Origin of the sequence: Halomicrococcus gelatinilyticus (genome assembly GCA_024227995.1) — an archaeon.
GTDB lineage: Archaea > Halobacteriota > Halobacteria > Halobacteriales > Haladaptataceae > Halomicrococcus > Halomicrococcus gelatinilyticus.
This window is the reverse complement of the sequence record CP100465.1, coordinates 38,952-54,240: the sequence shown is the minus strand read 5'-3', so window position 1 is coordinate 54,240 and position 15,289 is coordinate 38,952. Positions and strand designations below refer to the sequence as shown.

The window sequence follows — 15,289 nt, the reverse complement described above, 5'->3', positions numbered from 1 at the left end:
CTTCGTCTGGCAGACGAATAACCGGCATGGGTGGTGTACCATGGCTTCGAGACGAGTCAACGCACCGTTGCTGGCCGAGATGGTGTGCGCTGCGAGCGGGGTGCACCTCTGGCACCCGGATGGCCATGGTGCACCATGTCATCTCCTTTTGTGCAACCGGACAATCTAGTCGCACAAGCGAGCATGAGTGTAATAACGGAGATTCGCATCCCATCCGATGCTTTTGAACTCGGGCAAATCCTCAGTCTAGAGGATGCGTCGGCAATCGAACTCGAAACGCTCGTCCCGAGTGGGGACGTCACCGTGCCGCTCTTCTGGGTCTACGAACCGGTCGGAAACGGGTTTCTCGAAACGGTCGAGCGCTATCCAACGGTTAATAGCGTCACGGAGGTGGACGTGTTCGACGACCGGACGTTGCTCAGGCTCGACTGGGATGCAAGCCAGGACCACCTTTTTCAGTGCATCCTGGAACACGACGGGCAGATACTGGGTGCGACTGGATCGTCGGAAGGGTGGAATTTCGAGATACGATTCTCAAACCGCGAAGCGTTTAGTCAATGCCAGACCTGTTGTGAGGATGCGCACATCTCCCTGGAATTGACCCGTATATACAATCCGACGGACCCCGATGCTGGTTCGTGGCACGGCCTGAGTGAGCCCCAACGGGAAGCGTTGACGCTTGCCATTCGAAGGGGATACTACGACATTCCACGAGGGTGTACGACCGCAGAGTTAGCTGACGAACTCGGAATTTCCGATCAAGCAGTGACGGAGCGACTGCGTCGTGCCATTGGGACGTTCGGGAGGTACGCACTTCTCACGCCCGAATCAACAGCGGAAATGGACTGACTGTTTCCATTATGCACCATGGGACAGAGCCAGGCAGATGGGACCACGCTATGTGAGTATGGATGAGAGTCGAGAGCTGGGGACACGTGATATACAGTCAATTGATGAGGGTGCCGGTTCTTCGGGGCGTGAGAGATCGCTCTCCCCCGATACGATTCTGTCGGCAGTAGCGAACGAACACCGACGCGCCACCCTTAACGCGTTGGACAACGCTTCTGAGAAGACACTGGAATACGATGCGCTCGTAGGTCGCGTTGCAGACCGGGTTCGGAACGAAGACCCGAGACGGGAGTCAGACGAACACCAACAACGCGTCCGAATCGCACTTCACCATACTCATCTTCCAAAACTGGAGGAGGCTCGGATAATCGACTACGAGGCTGAAACGGGGCACGTCCGGTTTGTTGGCGGTGAACTGGAACAAGATCTCCTGACGTTGGTCGAGCCGTACGAGGCCTACGAGTGACAGAATATCGGATCGACTTCTCCTTCGTTCGACCTAAATCAGCCGTATTGTACGAATTTGTATTGTTCGTCGTCTTCATTCTCGGTACTGACCGATTTGACTGACCCGAATCGAAAGTTGGTCCGATACTGTATTCGCGCATCGTATCTTGCACGGCACTTCTGACGAACATCTGGTAAGAGGCACACTTACCGATCATTACTTGCCCTTTAATGGTCGTTAGATTGCTTGGTCAAGATTGTGGACGATACACGCAAGAGTGAGTTCACGGAACTGCTTCCACCAACGTCGTGAACGGACGAACGCGCCGTACTTCCGCTTGAGCGTCGAGTTGACTGTCTCTGATTGACTCCGTTTGCCGTAGAGATCGGCGTCTAAGCGTGCATTCCATGCCTGGTGAAGCGATGTGAACTCACGATGCTTAATTAGTGGACGAATCTCGTGTTGACGGGCAAGCTGTCTGATTTTCTGGTCGTCGTAGCCTTTGTCCCCGAGCAGGATGTCGATAGTCTCGGGGTTGCGTTTGATCAACGACGGAGCGATCTGGCTATCGTGTTTTCGTGTCGTCGTCACGTGTAAATCAAGGACTGCATTCACTTTGGAATCGACTAGCAGTGTTACTTTGAGTTGCTGAATCGTGAGTTTGGCTCGTTTCGTGTAGTGTTTTGAGGCGTGACTGCGGTCGAATCCCGAAGCATCAATCCCCGCAACGCCGTTAGTCGGGAGCAGTGAAACAGATAGATTGAGCAGCACTCGCCAGACAGCTATATCGAGTCTATCGAACGCTTTGTACAGTGTTGGTGGGGCAGGCAGTTCAGTGAGATTAATCCCGCTCCGAATGCGGGGCATTTCGATGAGTTCGTCAAGGAGTGCTCGATACGTTGTATCCTTTCGAACTTTGAGACAGAGGAGAACGATGTCCTGATGGAGCGTATAGCGTTGTTTCGAGAACTTCGAAGAGTATCGAGCTACGGCACGTTGTGCTAATTGAAATGCTTCCTCGACAAATCGGAGCAACCGAGACTTTGGGAGGGTCTGCATCTACTCAAACTACCGACTGAACCTGTAACTCACTAAGGATTTCAACAGAGCCGGTTCGACTGATTCGCCCTCCTGGCGTTTGCGTAGCGGTAAGGTATATGCGGCCGTTCAACCCTTATTACCGTATACCATGTTAGGAGTTGACTAACGATGGAGCGGACGACCCTGCCAGAGCCACGGTACGAACACGGAGCAGACGACTACGTGTTCGTCGAGTTGGCCCAGGAGATGAGCCTCGAAGCCAACTTCAAGGCGATGTCGATAACGAAACAGTTACGCCAGCAAGACCTCGACGGCGTCACGGAGGTCTGTCCCGCGAACGCGTCGTATCTCGTCCACGTCGACCCCGACGTCCTCGACCCATCGACCCTCATCGAGAAGCTGCAGGCACTCGACGAGGAGATCGACACCACGGAGTACACGTGGGACGCTCGCGTCATCGACGTGCCCATCCTCTACGACGACCCGTGGACCCACGAGACGCTGATGCAGTTCCGAGACCGCCACCAGGACCCCGACTCGACCGACCTGGAGTACGCCGCCCGCATCAACGACTTCGACTCCGTCGAGGAGTTCGTCGACGCCCACACGGGCGCGCCCCACATGGTGACGATGATCGGGTTCGTGCCGGGGCTGCCGTGGTGTTTCCAGATGGTGTCTCGCGACCGGCAGATCGAGGTTCCGAAGTACGTCCAGCCGCGGACCGAGACCCCGTCGCGGGCGGTCGGCTTCGGCGGGGCGTTCACCGCGATCTATCCCGTCAAGGGGGCGGGCGGCTACCAGCTGTTCGGCCGGACGCCGGTCGAGGTGTTCGACGGCGACCAGTCCCTTCCCGACTTCCAGGACTCCATCGTCTTCCCGAATCCCGGAGACGTGCTGAACTTCCGGGCCATCGACCGCGAGGAGTACGACGCCATCCGCGAAGACGTCGACGACGACGCCTTCGAGTACACGTACGAGACGACGGAGTTCGAACCGTCGGAGTTCTACGCCGACCCGGAGGGCTACAACCGGGAGCTACAGGAGATGACAGCATGATCGAAGTCACGGACGGCGGCCTGTCCACGACCGTCCAGGACCTGGGGCGACACGGCCACTACCACATCGGGATGCCGCCGTCGGGGACGATGGACCAGTTCGCCGGGCGCGTCGCGAACGTGCTCGTCGGCAACGACGACGACGCGGCCGTTCTCGAGATGACCTACCAGGGAGCGACGCTCGAGTTCACCGAGGACGCAGTTGTCGCCATCACCGGCGCGAGCATGGGAGCGACGCTCGACGGCGAGGACCTGTCGCTGTGGACCGCGCACGCCGTGGACGCGGGGAGCGAACTGTCGCTGGCCTTCGCCGAGGATGGCGCGCGCACCTACCTCGCCGTCGCCGGCGGCATCGACGTCCCGGAGTACATGGGGAGTCGCTCGACGTACACCCTCGTCTCCCTCGGCGGCCACGAGGGGCGCGCCCTCGAAGCAGGTGACAGACTCCCGGTCGGTGCGTCGAGCGTCGACTCGACGGCCGTCGACGGCCGGTCGGTCCCCGACGACCGTCGACCGACGTACGACCCGTCCGAGCCCATCCGCGTCGTGACGGGGCTCTGTGACTACCGTCTCACGGACGACGGGCGAACCGCGCTGCTCGACTCCGAGTGGACCGTCTCCGCCGAAGCCGACCGCGTCGGCTACCGGCTGGAGGGTCCGGACATCGAGTTCGAACCGCGAGAGCAGCCGTTCGGTGCCGGCACAAATCCGTCGAACGTGGTAGACCTCGGCTACCCGGTCGGGTCGATCCAGGTGCCGGAACAGCCAATCGTCCTCATGCGCGATGCCGTGACCGGTGGCGGGTACGTCACCGTCGGCACCGTCATCAGCGTCGACCGCAACCGGCTGGCACAGCGACAGACGAACCAGTCCGTCCACTTCGAGGCCGTCTCCGTCGAGGCGGCCCACGAAGCACGGCACGCGCACGAGGAACGACTCGACGCGATCCGCTCGTCGCTGTGACCGCGCGACGGACCACGACCGACCCGGGCGCGCCACGACCCACGGACGAACCGGACGTGCAACAGACCACGAACGAACCGGACGTGCAACAGACCACGAACGAACCGAACGTGCAACCGACCGTGAACGAACGTGCGAACGGACGTCGACGACCAGCATCGACGCGAACCAACAGTGAAGTGATTTCGGGGCGAGTAGAGAGGCACACTCAATGACCGACACCAACGAAGTGAAGGCACCGATGCCGGGCGTGTTCTATCGACGCCCGGACCCGGACGAGGAACCGTTCGTCGAGGAGGGCGACCACGTCGAGGCAGGCGACACCGTCGGACTCGTCGAGGTGATGAAACAGTACAACGACATCACGACGAGCGAGGCCGGGACCGTCCAGCAGTTCCTCGTCGACGACGAGGAGGACGTCGCGGCAGGCGACGTCGTCGTCGAGATCGCTCCCGACTAGGCGGTACCTCAGGCGAGTTCGTCGAGACTCGCCAGTTCGATGTTCTCGTCGTCGAGTCGTTCGTGGATCTCCGCCAGCACCTCGACCGCGTTCGGATTGTCGCCGTGAATGCAGATGCTGTCGGCGGGCACGTCGACGTATTCGCCGTTCACTGCCTCGACCCGTCCCTCCGTCACGATGTCCACGAACCGGTCCGCGACCAGGTCGGGGTCGCGGCCCTCGTTGTGTTGCTCCACGATGAGACTCCGGTCGGGCCGGTAGTCGATGTCGACGTATCCCTCGAAGACGGCGCGGATCGGATACTCCTCCGTGACCTCGTAGATGTGCATGTCCGTCGCGAGGTAGATGAGGTCCTCGTCCACGTCGAGGATTCCTTCGATGACGGCGCGAGCGTGGTCCTCGCTCTCCGAGAGCATCGAGTACATCGCGCCGTGGGGTTTCACGTGCTGGAACGGAACGTCGTGCTGGTTGGCGAACGCGCGAAGCGCCCCCAGCTGGTAGGTCACGTAGTCGCGCACTTCCTCGGGGGAGGCGTCCATCGTCCGACGCCCGAACCCCATCTTGTCCGGGAGTCCGGGATGGACGCCCACGCTCACGTCGTGGTCCGCGGCCAACCGAACGGTCTCGTTCATCACGTGCGGGTCGCCCGCGTGGTACCCGGCGGCGATGTTGGCCGAGGTGATGTAGGGCATCACGGACTCGTCGCTCCCCAGCGTGTAGTGGCCGAAACTCTCGCCCATGTCGCAGTTGACGTCGATCTTCGTCGCCATGGTAGCGCGTTCGACCCGAATCAGCCTACATCTATCGGCGCGCAAGCCCGTCTGTCCGTCTCAGCGCGCCCAATCCGCGTCGGACGAAGTTCGTCCGGGACTCTGCCAGGGTCGAAGCCGTTCGACCGAATAGGGCCAGACCCGTCGAGCGCTCTATCGCGAACGTATCCGCACCAGCCCGGTTGAACTAAGCGTGCACGCCGCGATATCCACGGCAACATTATCGTCGCTGTGAGTCGACTGGTATCCGGAAGACATCGATGTCAGCACCACCATTCGAAGTCCTGGAAACGACGATAGACGAGATTCACGACGCGTACCGGGCGGGCGACCTCACGAGCGAAGAACTCGTCGAACGGTATCTCGAACGCATCGACGCCTACGACGACGACGGCCCGGAGATACGGTCGATCATCACGACGAACTCCCATGCACGAGAGCGGGCCGCCGACCTCGACGAGCGACTGGACGACACCGGCGAGTTCGTCGGCCCACTGCACGGAATCCCGGTCGTCGTCAAAGACCAGGTCGAGACGGAGGACCTCACCACGACGTTCGGGTCCGTCGCCTTCGAGGACTACGTGCCCGAGCAGAACGCGACCATCGTCGACGCCCTCGAAGACGCGGGCGCGATCGTCCTCGCGAAGACGAACCTCCCCGACTGGGCCACCTCCTGGTTCGCGTTCTCGTCCGCTCACGGGCGGACGAAGAACCCGTACGCGCTCGACCGCGACCCTGGCGGGTCGAGCAGCGGAACCGCTGCTGCCGTGGCCGCGAACTTCGCGACGGTCGGCATCGGCGAGGACACCGGCGGATCGATTCGCCTCCCGGCGTCGTTCACGAACCTCGTCGGCCTCCGCGTCACCCCAGGGCTGATCAGCAGAACCGGGATGTCGCCGCTGGTGGTCTCGCAGGACACTCCCGGACCGATGACGAGAACGGTGAAAGAGACCGCGCAGTTGCTCGACGTACTCGCGGGCTACGATCCGGACGACCCGTACACCGTCACGAACGAACTGACGCACGTCGACGGGACGTACGTCGACCAGCTCGCCGAAGACGGCCTCGAGGGCGCCCGGATCGGCATCCTCCGCGACGCGTTCGGCGACGATTCCGATGCGGACGCCGCGCCGGTCAACGACCTCGTCGCAGACGCGATCGAACTGATGGACGACGCCGGTGCCGAGATCGTCGACCCGGTCGAGGTGCCCGACGTCTTCCAGTACGTCGAGGACACCTCGCTCTACCTCGTCCAGTCGAAGCGAGACATCGACGAGTTCCTCGCCAGCCGACCGGACGCACCGGTCGAATCGGTCGAGGAGCTCTACGAGCAGGGGCAGTACCACGACCTGCTCGACCTCTTCGAGGGAATCGCGGAGGGACCGGCGGACCCGGCAGACGACCCGGACTACTGGCGCAAAATCGTCCTCCAGGACACCTTCCAGCGCATCCTGCTCGACGCGTTCGCTGAAGACCGACTCGATGCACTCCTCTGTCCCGACGTCCAGGTCGTGCCGCCGAAAGCGGAGGCGGTGGAATCCGGCGCACTCGATACGCTCACGTTCCCGACCAACACGGTCATCGCCTCCCAGGCCGGTTGCTGTGCCATGTCGATACCGGCAGGCCTGACCGACGACGGGCTTCCGGTCGGCGTCGAACTCGTCGGGAAACCCTACGACGAGGCGACGCTGCTCGAACTCGCCTACTCGTACGAACAGCAAGACGACCACCGCGCCGTCCCGGACACGACGCCGACGCTGGACTCCGACGACTGAGACGCACCGGATCTTCGGTTTCGCACTCCGGAGCTCTCACCGAACCGGTCTCCCACCTGAACGGTGAGTGACGACCCGTTGCTATCGAAATTGGGGGGTGTTACTACCCGGTGTGGGTTTCGACGGCGTCGACGACGACGTCCATCCCCGTTTCGGCCTGGTCTTCCGTGATGACGAGTGGCGGGATGAGCCGGAGCACGTTCCCCTCCCTGCCAGCGGTCCAGACCAGGACGCCGCGCTCGTAACAGTGTTGCTGGATGTCGTTCACCAGCTGTTTGTCCGACTGCCCGTCGTCGTCGACGAACTCCGCGCCGATGAAGAGCCCTCTTCCGCGAACCTCCGCGATACGCGGCGTCTCGTCGGCAGCGTCTCGCAACCGACCGCGGATGTACGACCCCATCTCGCGAGCGTGAGCGAGCAGGTCGTGCTCCTGGATGTACTCGATCGCTCGGGTCCCCGCGCGCATCGCCGGCACGTTGCCGCGATAGGTGCCGACGTGCCCGCCGGCTTCCCACGTGTCGAGTTCCTCCCGGTACATCGTCGCAGACAGGGGCAGTCCGATTCCACCGATCGCCTTCGCCATCGGCATGATGTCGGGCGTCACGCCCTCCCGTTCGGTCGCGAACCACTCGCCGGTGCGACCGAATCCGGACTGGATCTCGTCGACGATGAGCGGAATCCCGTTCTCCTGCGCTATCTCCTTGAGCCCGCCGAGGAATCCCTCCGGTGGCGTGACGATACCGCCCTCACCCTGGATCGGTTCCACCCAGATGCCGGCGGGGTCCGCGATGCCGCTGTAGGGGTCCTCGACCATCTCGCGAACGTTCGAGAGCGCACGATCACGCGCCTCCTCGTCCGAGAGTCCCTGCCGGAACGGGTACGGATACGGCGCGTGGTACACGTTCGGAAGCAGCGGTTCGTACGCCTCCTTGTACTTTCGTCCACCTCCGAGACTGAGTGGCCCGGACGTCGCACCGTGATACGAGCCACGGAACGCGATGAGTCCCGTATTGCCCGTGTTGTACTTCGCTATCTTGAGCGTCGCTTCGATGGCGTCGCTCCCGGTGGGCCCACCGAAGACGACCCGATTGTCGTCCGGCAGGTCGACGGGCGCTATCTCGTTCAGCTTCTCGATGAGTTCGAGTCGAGCCTCGGTCGGAAAGTCGATCGTGTGCACGAGCTTTCCGGTCTGCTCCTGCACCGCGTCGAGGACGTACGGATTCGAGTGACCGACGTTGAGGACGCCGATGCCGGCGAAGAAGTCGAGGAACGTGTTTCCGTCGACGTCCCGGACCGTCGCTCCTCTCCCCTCTTCGAGGGCGATCGGGATGCTCTTCGGATAGGCGACGGCGCTGCTGTCGATCTCCTCCTGTTTTCGAAGCAGTTCCTGTGACCGTGGGCCGGGGACGCGGTCGACGTCGGGTGCATCCGGGAAATGTAGCTCCTGGATCGGCGGACTGTGAGTCATACACACGTATAAGGAAACCAACGAAAAGTACGTTGCCGATATACCCAACGCCGTTCTCTCAGAACGCTAGTAGAACTGGACATGCGTCGGCTCGCCCGAGTGTGCCATAGTCCTCGGCGCAGCCCGCACAGAAGCACTTCGACGATACTGCGGTCGACGACGCGACAGTCGACGGGCATCCCGCAGTACGGTCCGCCTGGCGTGGGCGCGTACCTGGTCTTCGACCCACCAGCGACGATAGACAGGCGTCACATGACAGGCAGGGGCGGGCGCGTCCGCGCTCGCGTCCAGGCGGTGGAACGCGTGGCCCGTCGGATTGACGACATTGTCCTGGAAGGACTCGCCGACGTTCCAGAACTTCGGGAGCAATCCGCTACCGTCGCCACCGCCGCGGCTCCCTGCGGCCTCGCTACTCATCGATCTCGACCTCCTGGCCGCAGCGGGCGAGGTCGGGCGAGCAGTCGTTGTACCGACAGCGCGCGCAGTAGTCGAACCCGGCTTCGGTATCGACGCAACCACGTCAGTCGCACTCGCGGCGGTCGGGTATCGAGTCCTCAGTGTCCAGTGGCGGTAACAGTGTGGGTTCGTCGGTAACGGAGTGGTCGCCAGGTTGGGGAGCAACATTACGACCGATCGAGAAACAGTGACCGGGATATAGACCATTCCGAGGTGGCCCTGTTGGCGGCCGCTACGATCGAATGCTGTCGAGTGGTACAGCCGAAGAGCGCCACCTCTGTGCTACGGTTTCAATGGGAGGCTCGTTCTCCCGTTCGAGCGCATCACTTCCCTATTGCGGTCGGGCCACTCCAATAACCTGTCACGAAGCAATTCGCCGTCAGCCGTCTCCGGGTCGTATCCGACAATCGTGGCGGTGAGCGTCAAGACGATCCAGCCGCCGTATCCGAGAACGACGGTCACACCAGTCAAGACGACGACCGAGACGACCACCCTCACAAGACGCGTCCGGAACTGCACGTCTGCGGTCTTCGATTCATCTACGACTGTCATACCGCTAACTACTCTGGTGACAAGCAAAAAGGTAGTGTCTACTGACATTCGCGATTCAGCACGGGTCTCGAAACTTCGCTGACCAAGCGCATCACCGCGGCCTTGGATTCACCTCTCCCTGGAGGTTGCACCCATCCGACTCGATGTTCGATACCGCGCATACGAAGACGACCGGAGCCTCACCGACGACGATCACGTCTACCACTATCCAGCTGACAACGACAGCGAGGCGAGTCTGTCATTCGACATCGACCCGACAGGGGTGCTGACCCCGCGCTAAGCGTTCCGGCACATGGACTACTGTTGCCCCCCAGGATGGCAATCCAATGCAGAAGACGAATCTGGCTATTCGCCGAGAACCACTGTGGTCACTTCACTTCTGACCCCTCTGGAGAGCTATTCGTCACCTCCAGACCCGACGATTCGATAACTCATCCCGAGTAGTAAATGTGCCAGACCGGAACAAGGCCGCCACGAAACGCAACTGTTAAACATTCCGTGCCACTACGATTGAATGCGAAGAACGCTCCGTTGGTGTAGTCCGGCCAATCATCTTGCCCTCTCACGGCAAGGACCAGGGTTCAAATCCCTGACGGAGCACTCGAAACTTATTCCGTCTCCTGGTTTTGAGCGGTGGCAGTAGGTGTACTTCGATGCCGCCTCAGGGCAAGCAAGTAACTCGGACCGGTCGATCACGTCGCCGTATAGCGATTCCACCAATTTGTCCGCCACCCAGACTCGCCGGATTCGAATCCCGCCGATGGCAACGCTGTCTGGCGATTCTCAGTAATCGTCGAGAGACGCCAGAAATCGCCCACTCGTGGCCAAACGCACCCCGAATATCTGCCTCACTGAGTTTGAATAGAGGTCTTAAATTAAGATCGACTCTTTCCTTTTGGGAGACTCGAACGAGTGATTCCAATGTAGGTAGTGACCGTGGCAAGCAGAGCAGGACGCCACCAGGTGTGGGGAGTAAACAGCGATTCCACTGTTGGCTACCTGATTCACGGTACAACAGCTGTCGACCACACTTGGTGGATGGCTATTGGTTGCCTTCTCCAACTGCTGCTTGGCGTGCGAGGAGTTCTAAGTTGGAGGCCCCCAAATGAGCGACTTAGACGATCTCACCATCGTCTCTGGCGTCTCTAAACAACAACTCAATCAACGGCAACTCGTCGACTATCGGTCCCAACGGACTGCGTGTCTGCGCTGGTTGTTGCACTTCGGGAAGAAACCGTCCCACGCCGACGGGTACGCATTCGAGACGGTGCGGACGCGAGCGAATCGGATGGATATGTTCTACCGCTGGGTGTGGCAGCAGGACGGGCGCTGCGTTTCGGACGTCACGCACGACCACGCCGACGCATACATGGACTATCTCGCTTACAAGGATACGAGCAATGTGGACAAAGCGAATCATCAGAAGGCGGTGAAGATGCTGTTCAAGTGGCGTGAACACGAGCATGGACTCGAAGCGTGGGTGCCGTCGATCACGTTCTCGACGAGTGGCTGGCAGTCCTGCTGCCGGTACTTGCAGACACCCCTGGCGTCGCCGTGCTCCCACTCGCCAGCGTCGACGATACGCACCGTCACGTCGAGGGCGTCCGCGGCGTCCGTGAGTGCAGGCACCAGCTCGTCGGCGTCGCCCGTCGCTGCCGTCTCCAATTCGGGAAGTGGCTCGCCCTCAGTCTGTGAGATATCGAAGACCGCGGTCGGTTTGAACCCGACGAGCCCCTCGGCCCACTCCTCCGGAGGTGTCTCGTCGTACTCACAGTCGCTCTGGTCGTGGTAGCTCGGCGCGTTCTTGCATTCGGGACAGCGCGTGGTGATGATGGGCGCCCAGATCCAGATGGCCTGTTCACCCTCCTCGACGTGGCGGTCGAACTCCGTTCGCCACGTGTGGTAGCCAGCGACCTTCGTCGCTTCCGGACACTGCAGCTTGATGAGGAGCGTGTTGCGATGAGAGTAGTCGTGGAAGCGACTCTGGACGTCCAGCCACTCCTGGAACTGGTCGCTCGCCTGGGCGTCGTCGACGTGGTCGACGAGGTCGTCGATCCACGCTTCGATCGTGCTGTGCATTTCGTCGCGTCGCGTGTCGGCGTCGCTGAACGCGACCGCCGACTCGGTGCTCGAAGCCATGAGTAGCAAGTGCGGTCGACGCTCGCGAGTTCGGAGCGCCCCGCACCCTTCAGGGGCAGAAAAACGCTTCGCTGTAGCACATGGTCACCACCGTACTGGACCAAGCGCTGCGTACCAGCAACGTTAGCGCGATTTGGGGGAGCGTGCTTCCGTATCGTCACGTAACGGTTGAACACCGCGCTGGTAACCATATCGACCAAAAACGCCGCCGCTAGCTGCTGAGTTGTGAGATTCGTCCATTCAGAACTCAGAGTCCACCACGAATCATGAGGTAGACCAGAAAGCTTTCATGTTGACCATTCACCATCAGTGACATGCGACGCCGCCAGTTCCTCGCCAGCGGAGCCGCCCTCTGCTCCGTTGCTATCGCCGGATGTGCCCACCCCTCTGTCGTTCTCGATATGGACGCCGCGACAGCAGACGACATCACCGACGAAGTCTCGATGACTCCCGAACCGGATTCTGAGGAATACACTCTGGTCGCGGCGGCCCGCGAAAACGGAACCGCGACACGAAGCGGCCGGTACGACTTGTTCGACCAGACCAACACCGTCCGAGTTAATGACACCTTCTACAACGTTTCGGAGACGCGACTTTCGAGTAGCGAGGTGACGGTCTACGAGGTCCTCGTCGATGTCGATCCGGACGACTCCACGCCGGACCTCGGCGAAATCGACTACGACGACCTCCCAGCGGTTGATCGCCAACACCTCGAGCCTGTTTTCTCGGAGGATTCCCCGTCTGGACAGGACGGATACGATCTGGGCGTCGAGTACGGACGCGCTGACGAAGTGGGGAACAGTTCGGTGTTCGTCCCGGACCGACAGTACGACATTGTCGTTCACGGTGAGAAGCGATATCGAGTTTCGACCGACTCCCGAACTGCCTCCGAGGCCGAGTACCGATACGCGGTGACGGAGGTCGCTCCTGACGTCGAGACCTTCGCTGATCAGATTCGGGAGCGATACCTGTTCACACTGACAGGGCTGTCCGACGCCGAACGAACGGTCGTCGAGGAAGCAATCGACGGCGGGTACTTCGAAGACAGTGACGCCTTCCAGTCCGTCATCGACCGCATCCAGGAGCACGAGGGATTGAGTGTGTCTGATTTCTATGGGACCTGGCTCGTGGAGTACGAGGGTAGTGAGTATCTCACCTACGCCGAATGGTGACTTCTGACGGAGGGTTCGAAGGCGGTCGTCACCCCTGAGTTCTACAGACGAGAGGGGCCGCCTCCGGATTGCTCAGTGATCCGTCAAACAGATCGCTGATGATATCCAGTACATCTAACTAGTGAGTGCGTAGAGATGAATACAGATGCGACGACGCACATTGGGAGTAGTTGCAGTCGTCGTCCTTGTCGTTCTGGCTGGCTGTACCGGCGGCGTGTTCGACCCCAGTGAGGAGACGACCGGGACAATCGATGGAGGACCCACGGCTGACGGCAGTTCCGTTCCCGTAGCGAATGGGACGCTCTCCGTGTATCATCTCAACGTCGGGCAGGGGGCGAGCACGCTCACCGTCGGGCCGACCGGTGAGACGATGCTCGTCGATACGGGGGACTGGTCCGACGACGGGACATTCGTCATTGACCAACTCCAGACGCTGGGCATCGAGCGAATCGACCATCTGGTCACCACGCACCCGGATGCAGACCATATCGGTGGCCACGCGGACGTCATCGAGTATCTCGAAACCCAGGGCGATGGCGTCGGAGCCGTCTGGGACCCCGGAATCACGTCGAGTTCGCAGACGTACGAGAGCTACCTCGATGCAATCGAGGAACACGACGTGACCCTCTACGAGACACGCGCCGGTGACGAGATTCCGCTCGAGGGTGTGGCAACCAGGGTCCTGGCACCGCCAGACGGCTACATAGCGAACGGAGATTCGAACGAGAACAGCATCGTCCTCCGGCTGCAACACGGCAACGCGAGTTTCCTGTTGCCTGGCGATGGCGAAGCCGAGAGCGAACAGTACCTCCGCAACGAATACGGCGGACGACTGGATTCGACGGTGCTGGCAGTGGGCCACCACGGGAGCATCTCGAGTTCGACCGCGCCGTTCCTCGATACCGTGACGCCACAGATAGCTCTGATCTCGAGCGGTTACGATTCCCAGTACGGCCACCCGCACGACGAGGTCCTCGCTCGTCTCTCCGAGCGGTCGATTCGCACGTATTGGACGGCCACGCACGGCACGATCCGCCTAGAGTCAAACGGAACAGCAATCACAGTTGCAACGCAAGCAGCGGCGCCAACGGACCCGGTCTCACTCCGCGATGGTGAGCCGATCGCCCCCGGAACGTCGTCGTCACCGCAGGTGCGGACGGTCGTCCCTGTCGATGGCACGACCAGTGCGCCAGCCATCGCTGACGGTGGAACGACAACGGCAGCGGCTTCGGGAACGGGTGAGCTGTCGGTGGCGACCGTTCATGCCGATGCTGACGGACGAGATGGCGAGAATCTCACTGACGAGTACATCGTCCTCGAGAATACAGGGAGTGAGGCGCTCGACCTATCTGGGTGGACGGTGGCCGACGAGGCAGGCCACACCTACACGTTCCCCGTTGGATTCGTGCTCGATGCAGGTGCGCAGGTGACGCTGCACACCGGGAGCGGTGCGGATTCTGCAACGGACCGCTACTGGGGCGCTGGCTCACCAGTCTGGAACAACGCGGGAGATACGATTATCGTGGAGGGCGCCGAAGGGAACGTCGTGCTGGAGGACTCGTACGATGGGTGACGTCATGACCGGCGTAGTGGACAGGTTCGAAGGCGATCAGGCCGTAATACTGCTCGAATCCGACACGGAGGTCGTCGACGAGGTGGTCGTCGACGAACGGGAGATCCCCGAAGACGGCCGCCACGTCGATGCCGTGCTTCGCGTCGAACTCGAGGAGGAGGACGTCGTGCGAATCTCCTATGAGGCAGAGGAGACCGAGGAACGCAAGTCGCGTGTGCAGGACCGGTTCGAGCGATTATCCGAACGCCCCCCATCCGATGAGAGAGATTGAGCGGGATGACTCCACCTCGAATGCCGCTCCAGGTCGTGAGCTCTGATTGGCTACGTTTGACCTTGGTGAAACCCTCAACCAGTATTGGGTTTCAGGAATCGTACTGAATAGAGGTATGTATTCAGCACGCTGTTCGTACCAACCGCTGCGGGTTTCAACAGAGCCAGAACAGTCGGCATTCTCTCGGCATCAACTCAACTACACGCACCCAGTACAACGACAGTGGAGTATATGAACACTATGTGCAGTTCCAGTCGGCACTCGCAATGCTCGACCAGATGTACAACGACCTCGATC

The 15,289-nt window shown here is 61.0% G+C and carries 13 protein-coding genes, 1 tRNA gene and 1 pseudogene; 10 read left to right on the top strand and 5 right to left on the bottom strand.

Annotated features, from left to right (window positions below):
* Positions 1 to 183: 183 nt before the first annotated feature.
* Complete coding sequence (locus NKT36_RS00270; RefSeq protein ID WP_327051951.1) at positions 184 to 849, top strand: helix-turn-helix domain-containing protein; 666 nt, start codon at positions 184 to 186, stop codon at positions 847 to 849.
* A gap of 58 nt (positions 850 to 907) precedes the next feature.
* Positions 908 to 1,315: a DUF7344 domain-containing protein gene (locus NKT36_RS00265; RefSeq protein ID WP_327051950.1), complete on the top strand. Its 408-nt coding sequence runs from the start codon at positions 908 to 910 to the stop codon at positions 1,313 to 1,315.
* 219 nt (positions 1,316 to 1,534) lie between these two features.
* Here the strand turns inward: NKT36_RS00265 and NKT36_RS00260 are convergent, their stop codons facing one another.
* Positions 1,535 to 2,356 carry an IS5 family transposase gene (locus NKT36_RS00260; protein WP_327051949.1) on the bottom strand — a complete coding sequence of 274 codons (822 nt, stop codon included), beginning with the start codon at positions 2,354 to 2,356 and terminating at the stop codon, positions 1,535 to 1,537.
* Between the two features lie 150 nt (positions 2,357 to 2,506).
* Here NKT36_RS00260 and NKT36_RS00255 point away from each other — a divergent pair, with 150 nt between their 5' ends.
* From NKT36_RS00255 to NKT36_RS00245, 3 genes are all read left to right on the top strand, one after another.
* The gene (locus NKT36_RS00255; RefSeq protein WP_327051948.1) at positions 2,507 to 3,394 is read left to right on the top strand and encodes a 5-oxoprolinase subunit B family protein; all 888 of its coding nucleotides are present in this window, start codon (positions 2,507 to 2,509) and stop codon (positions 3,392 to 3,394) included.
* Positions 3,391 to 4,356 (top strand): 5-oxoprolinase subunit C family protein, encoded by a 966-nt coding sequence (locus NKT36_RS00250; protein ID WP_327051947.1) that lies wholly within the window; start codon positions 3,391 to 3,393, stop codon positions 4,354 to 4,356. The genes NKT36_RS00255 and NKT36_RS00250 overlap by 4 nt, the downstream gene beginning before the upstream one ends.
* A gap of 211 nt (positions 4,357 to 4,567) precedes the next feature.
* Positions 4,568 to 4,816 carry an acetyl-CoA carboxylase gene (locus NKT36_RS00245; protein WP_327051946.1) on the top strand — a complete coding sequence of 83 codons (249 nt, stop codon included), beginning with the start codon at positions 4,568 to 4,570 and terminating at the stop codon, positions 4,814 to 4,816.
* A gap of 8 nt (positions 4,817 to 4,824) precedes the next feature.
* Here NKT36_RS00245 and NKT36_RS00240 read toward each other — a convergent pair whose 3' ends face one another.
* Entirely contained in the window at positions 4,825 to 5,586 is a 762-nt protein-coding gene (locus tag NKT36_RS00240) for a LamB/YcsF family protein (protein WP_327051945.1), read from the bottom strand.
* Between the two features lie 260 nt (positions 5,587 to 5,846).
* On the opposite strand from NKT36_RS00240, the gene NKT36_RS00235 reads away from it, so the two are divergent.
* On the top strand, positions 5,847 to 7,361 hold the full coding sequence (locus NKT36_RS00235) for an amidase (protein WP_327051944.1): 1,515 nt from the start codon (positions 5,847 to 5,849) through the stop codon (positions 7,359 to 7,361).
* A 103-nt stretch (positions 7,362 to 7,464) separates the two neighbouring features.
* On the opposite strand, the gene NKT36_RS00230 is transcribed toward NKT36_RS00235, so the two are convergent.
* A complete protein-coding gene (locus NKT36_RS00230; protein WP_327051943.1) occupies positions 7,465 to 8,829 on the bottom strand; it encodes an aspartate aminotransferase family protein in 1,365 nt (454 codons plus the stop codon).
* Positions 8,830 to 9,567: 738 nt separating this feature from the next.
* Entirely contained in the window at positions 9,568 to 9,837 is a 270-nt protein-coding gene (locus NKT36_RS00225) for a hypothetical protein (RefSeq protein ID WP_327051942.1), read from the bottom strand.
* 525 nt (positions 9,838 to 10,362) lie between these two features.
* On the opposite strand from NKT36_RS00225, the gene NKT36_RS00220 reads away from it, so the two are divergent.
* Positions 10,363 to 10,437 (top strand) — tRNA-Glu (locus NKT36_RS00220).
* Between the two features lie 897 nt (positions 10,438 to 11,334).
* Here the strand turns inward: NKT36_RS00220 and NKT36_RS00215 are convergent.
* Positions 11,335 to 11,976, bottom strand: a pseudogene (locus NKT36_RS00215) (DUF955 domain-containing protein); the annotation flags it as partial.
* A gap of 314 nt (positions 11,977 to 12,290) precedes the next feature.
* Here NKT36_RS00215 and NKT36_RS00210 point away from each other — a divergent pair.
* The 3 genes from NKT36_RS00210 to NKT36_RS00200 all read left to right on the top strand — a co-directional run bounded on the left by NKT36_RS00210 (position 12,291) and on the right by NKT36_RS00200 (position 14,992).
* The gene (locus NKT36_RS00210) at positions 12,291 to 13,148 is read left to right on the top strand and encodes a hypothetical protein (RefSeq protein WP_327051941.1); all 858 of its coding nucleotides are present in this window, start codon (positions 12,291 to 12,293) and stop codon (positions 13,146 to 13,148) included.
* 145 nt (positions 13,149 to 13,293) lie between these two features.
* Positions 13,294 to 14,721, top strand: a complete 1,428-nt coding sequence (locus NKT36_RS00205) for a lamin tail domain-containing protein (RefSeq protein ID WP_327051940.1) — start codon at positions 13,294 to 13,296, stop codon at positions 14,719 to 14,721.
* The gene (locus NKT36_RS00200) at positions 14,714 to 14,992 is read left to right on the top strand and encodes a DUF3006 domain-containing protein (RefSeq protein ID WP_327051939.1); all 279 of its coding nucleotides are present in this window, start codon (positions 14,714 to 14,716) and stop codon (positions 14,990 to 14,992) included. The genes NKT36_RS00205 and NKT36_RS00200 overlap by 8 nt, the downstream gene beginning before the upstream one ends.
* The last annotated feature ends 297 nt before the right edge of the window (positions 14,993 to 15,289 follow it).

Excerpts from the sequence above, each read along its gene's own strand:
- NKT36_RS00250 (WP_327051947.1), top strand. The coding sequence starts at position 3,391 with ATGATCGAAGTCACGGACGGCGGCCTGTCCACGACCGTCCAGGACCTG.
- NKT36_RS00240 (WP_327051945.1), bottom strand. The coding sequence starts at position 5,586 with ATGGCGACGAAGATCGACGTCAACTGCGACATGGGCGAGAGTTTCGGC.
- NKT36_RS00255 (WP_327051948.1), top strand. The coding sequence starts at position 2,507 with ATGGAGCGGACGACCCTGCCAGAGCCACGGTACGAACACGGAGCAGAC.
- NKT36_RS00205 (WP_327051940.1), top strand. The coding sequence starts at position 13,294 with ATGCGACGACGCACATTGGGAGTAGTTGCAGTCGTCGTCCTTGTCGTT.
- NKT36_RS00260 (WP_327051949.1), bottom strand. The coding sequence starts at position 2,356 with ATGCAGACCCTCCCAAAGTCTCGGTTGCTCCGATTTGTCGAGGAAGCA.
- NKT36_RS00200 (WP_327051939.1), top strand. The coding sequence starts at position 14,714 with ATGGGTGACGTCATGACCGGCGTAGTGGACAGGTTCGAAGGCGATCAG.
- NKT36_RS00245 (WP_327051946.1), top strand. The coding sequence starts at position 4,568 with ATGACCGACACCAACGAAGTGAAGGCACCGATGCCGGGCGTGTTCTAT.
- NKT36_RS00265 (WP_327051950.1), top strand. The coding sequence starts at position 908 with ATGGATGAGAGTCGAGAGCTGGGGACACGTGATATACAGTCAATTGAT.
- NKT36_RS00270 (WP_327051951.1), top strand. The coding sequence starts at position 184 with ATGAGTGTAATAACGGAGATTCGCATCCCATCCGATGCTTTTGAACTC.
- NKT36_RS00230 (WP_327051943.1), bottom strand. The coding sequence starts at position 8,829 with ATGACTCACAGTCCGCCGATCCAGGAGCTACATTTCCCGGATGCACCC.
- NKT36_RS00210 (WP_327051941.1), top strand. The coding sequence starts at position 12,291 with ATGCGACGCCGCCAGTTCCTCGCCAGCGGAGCCGCCCTCTGCTCCGTT.
- NKT36_RS00235 (WP_327051944.1), top strand. The coding sequence starts at position 5,847 with ATGTCAGCACCACCATTCGAAGTCCTGGAAACGACGATAGACGAGATT.
- NKT36_RS00225 (WP_327051942.1), bottom strand. The coding sequence starts at position 9,837 with ATGACAGTCGTAGATGAATCGAAGACCGCAGACGTGCAGTTCCGGACG.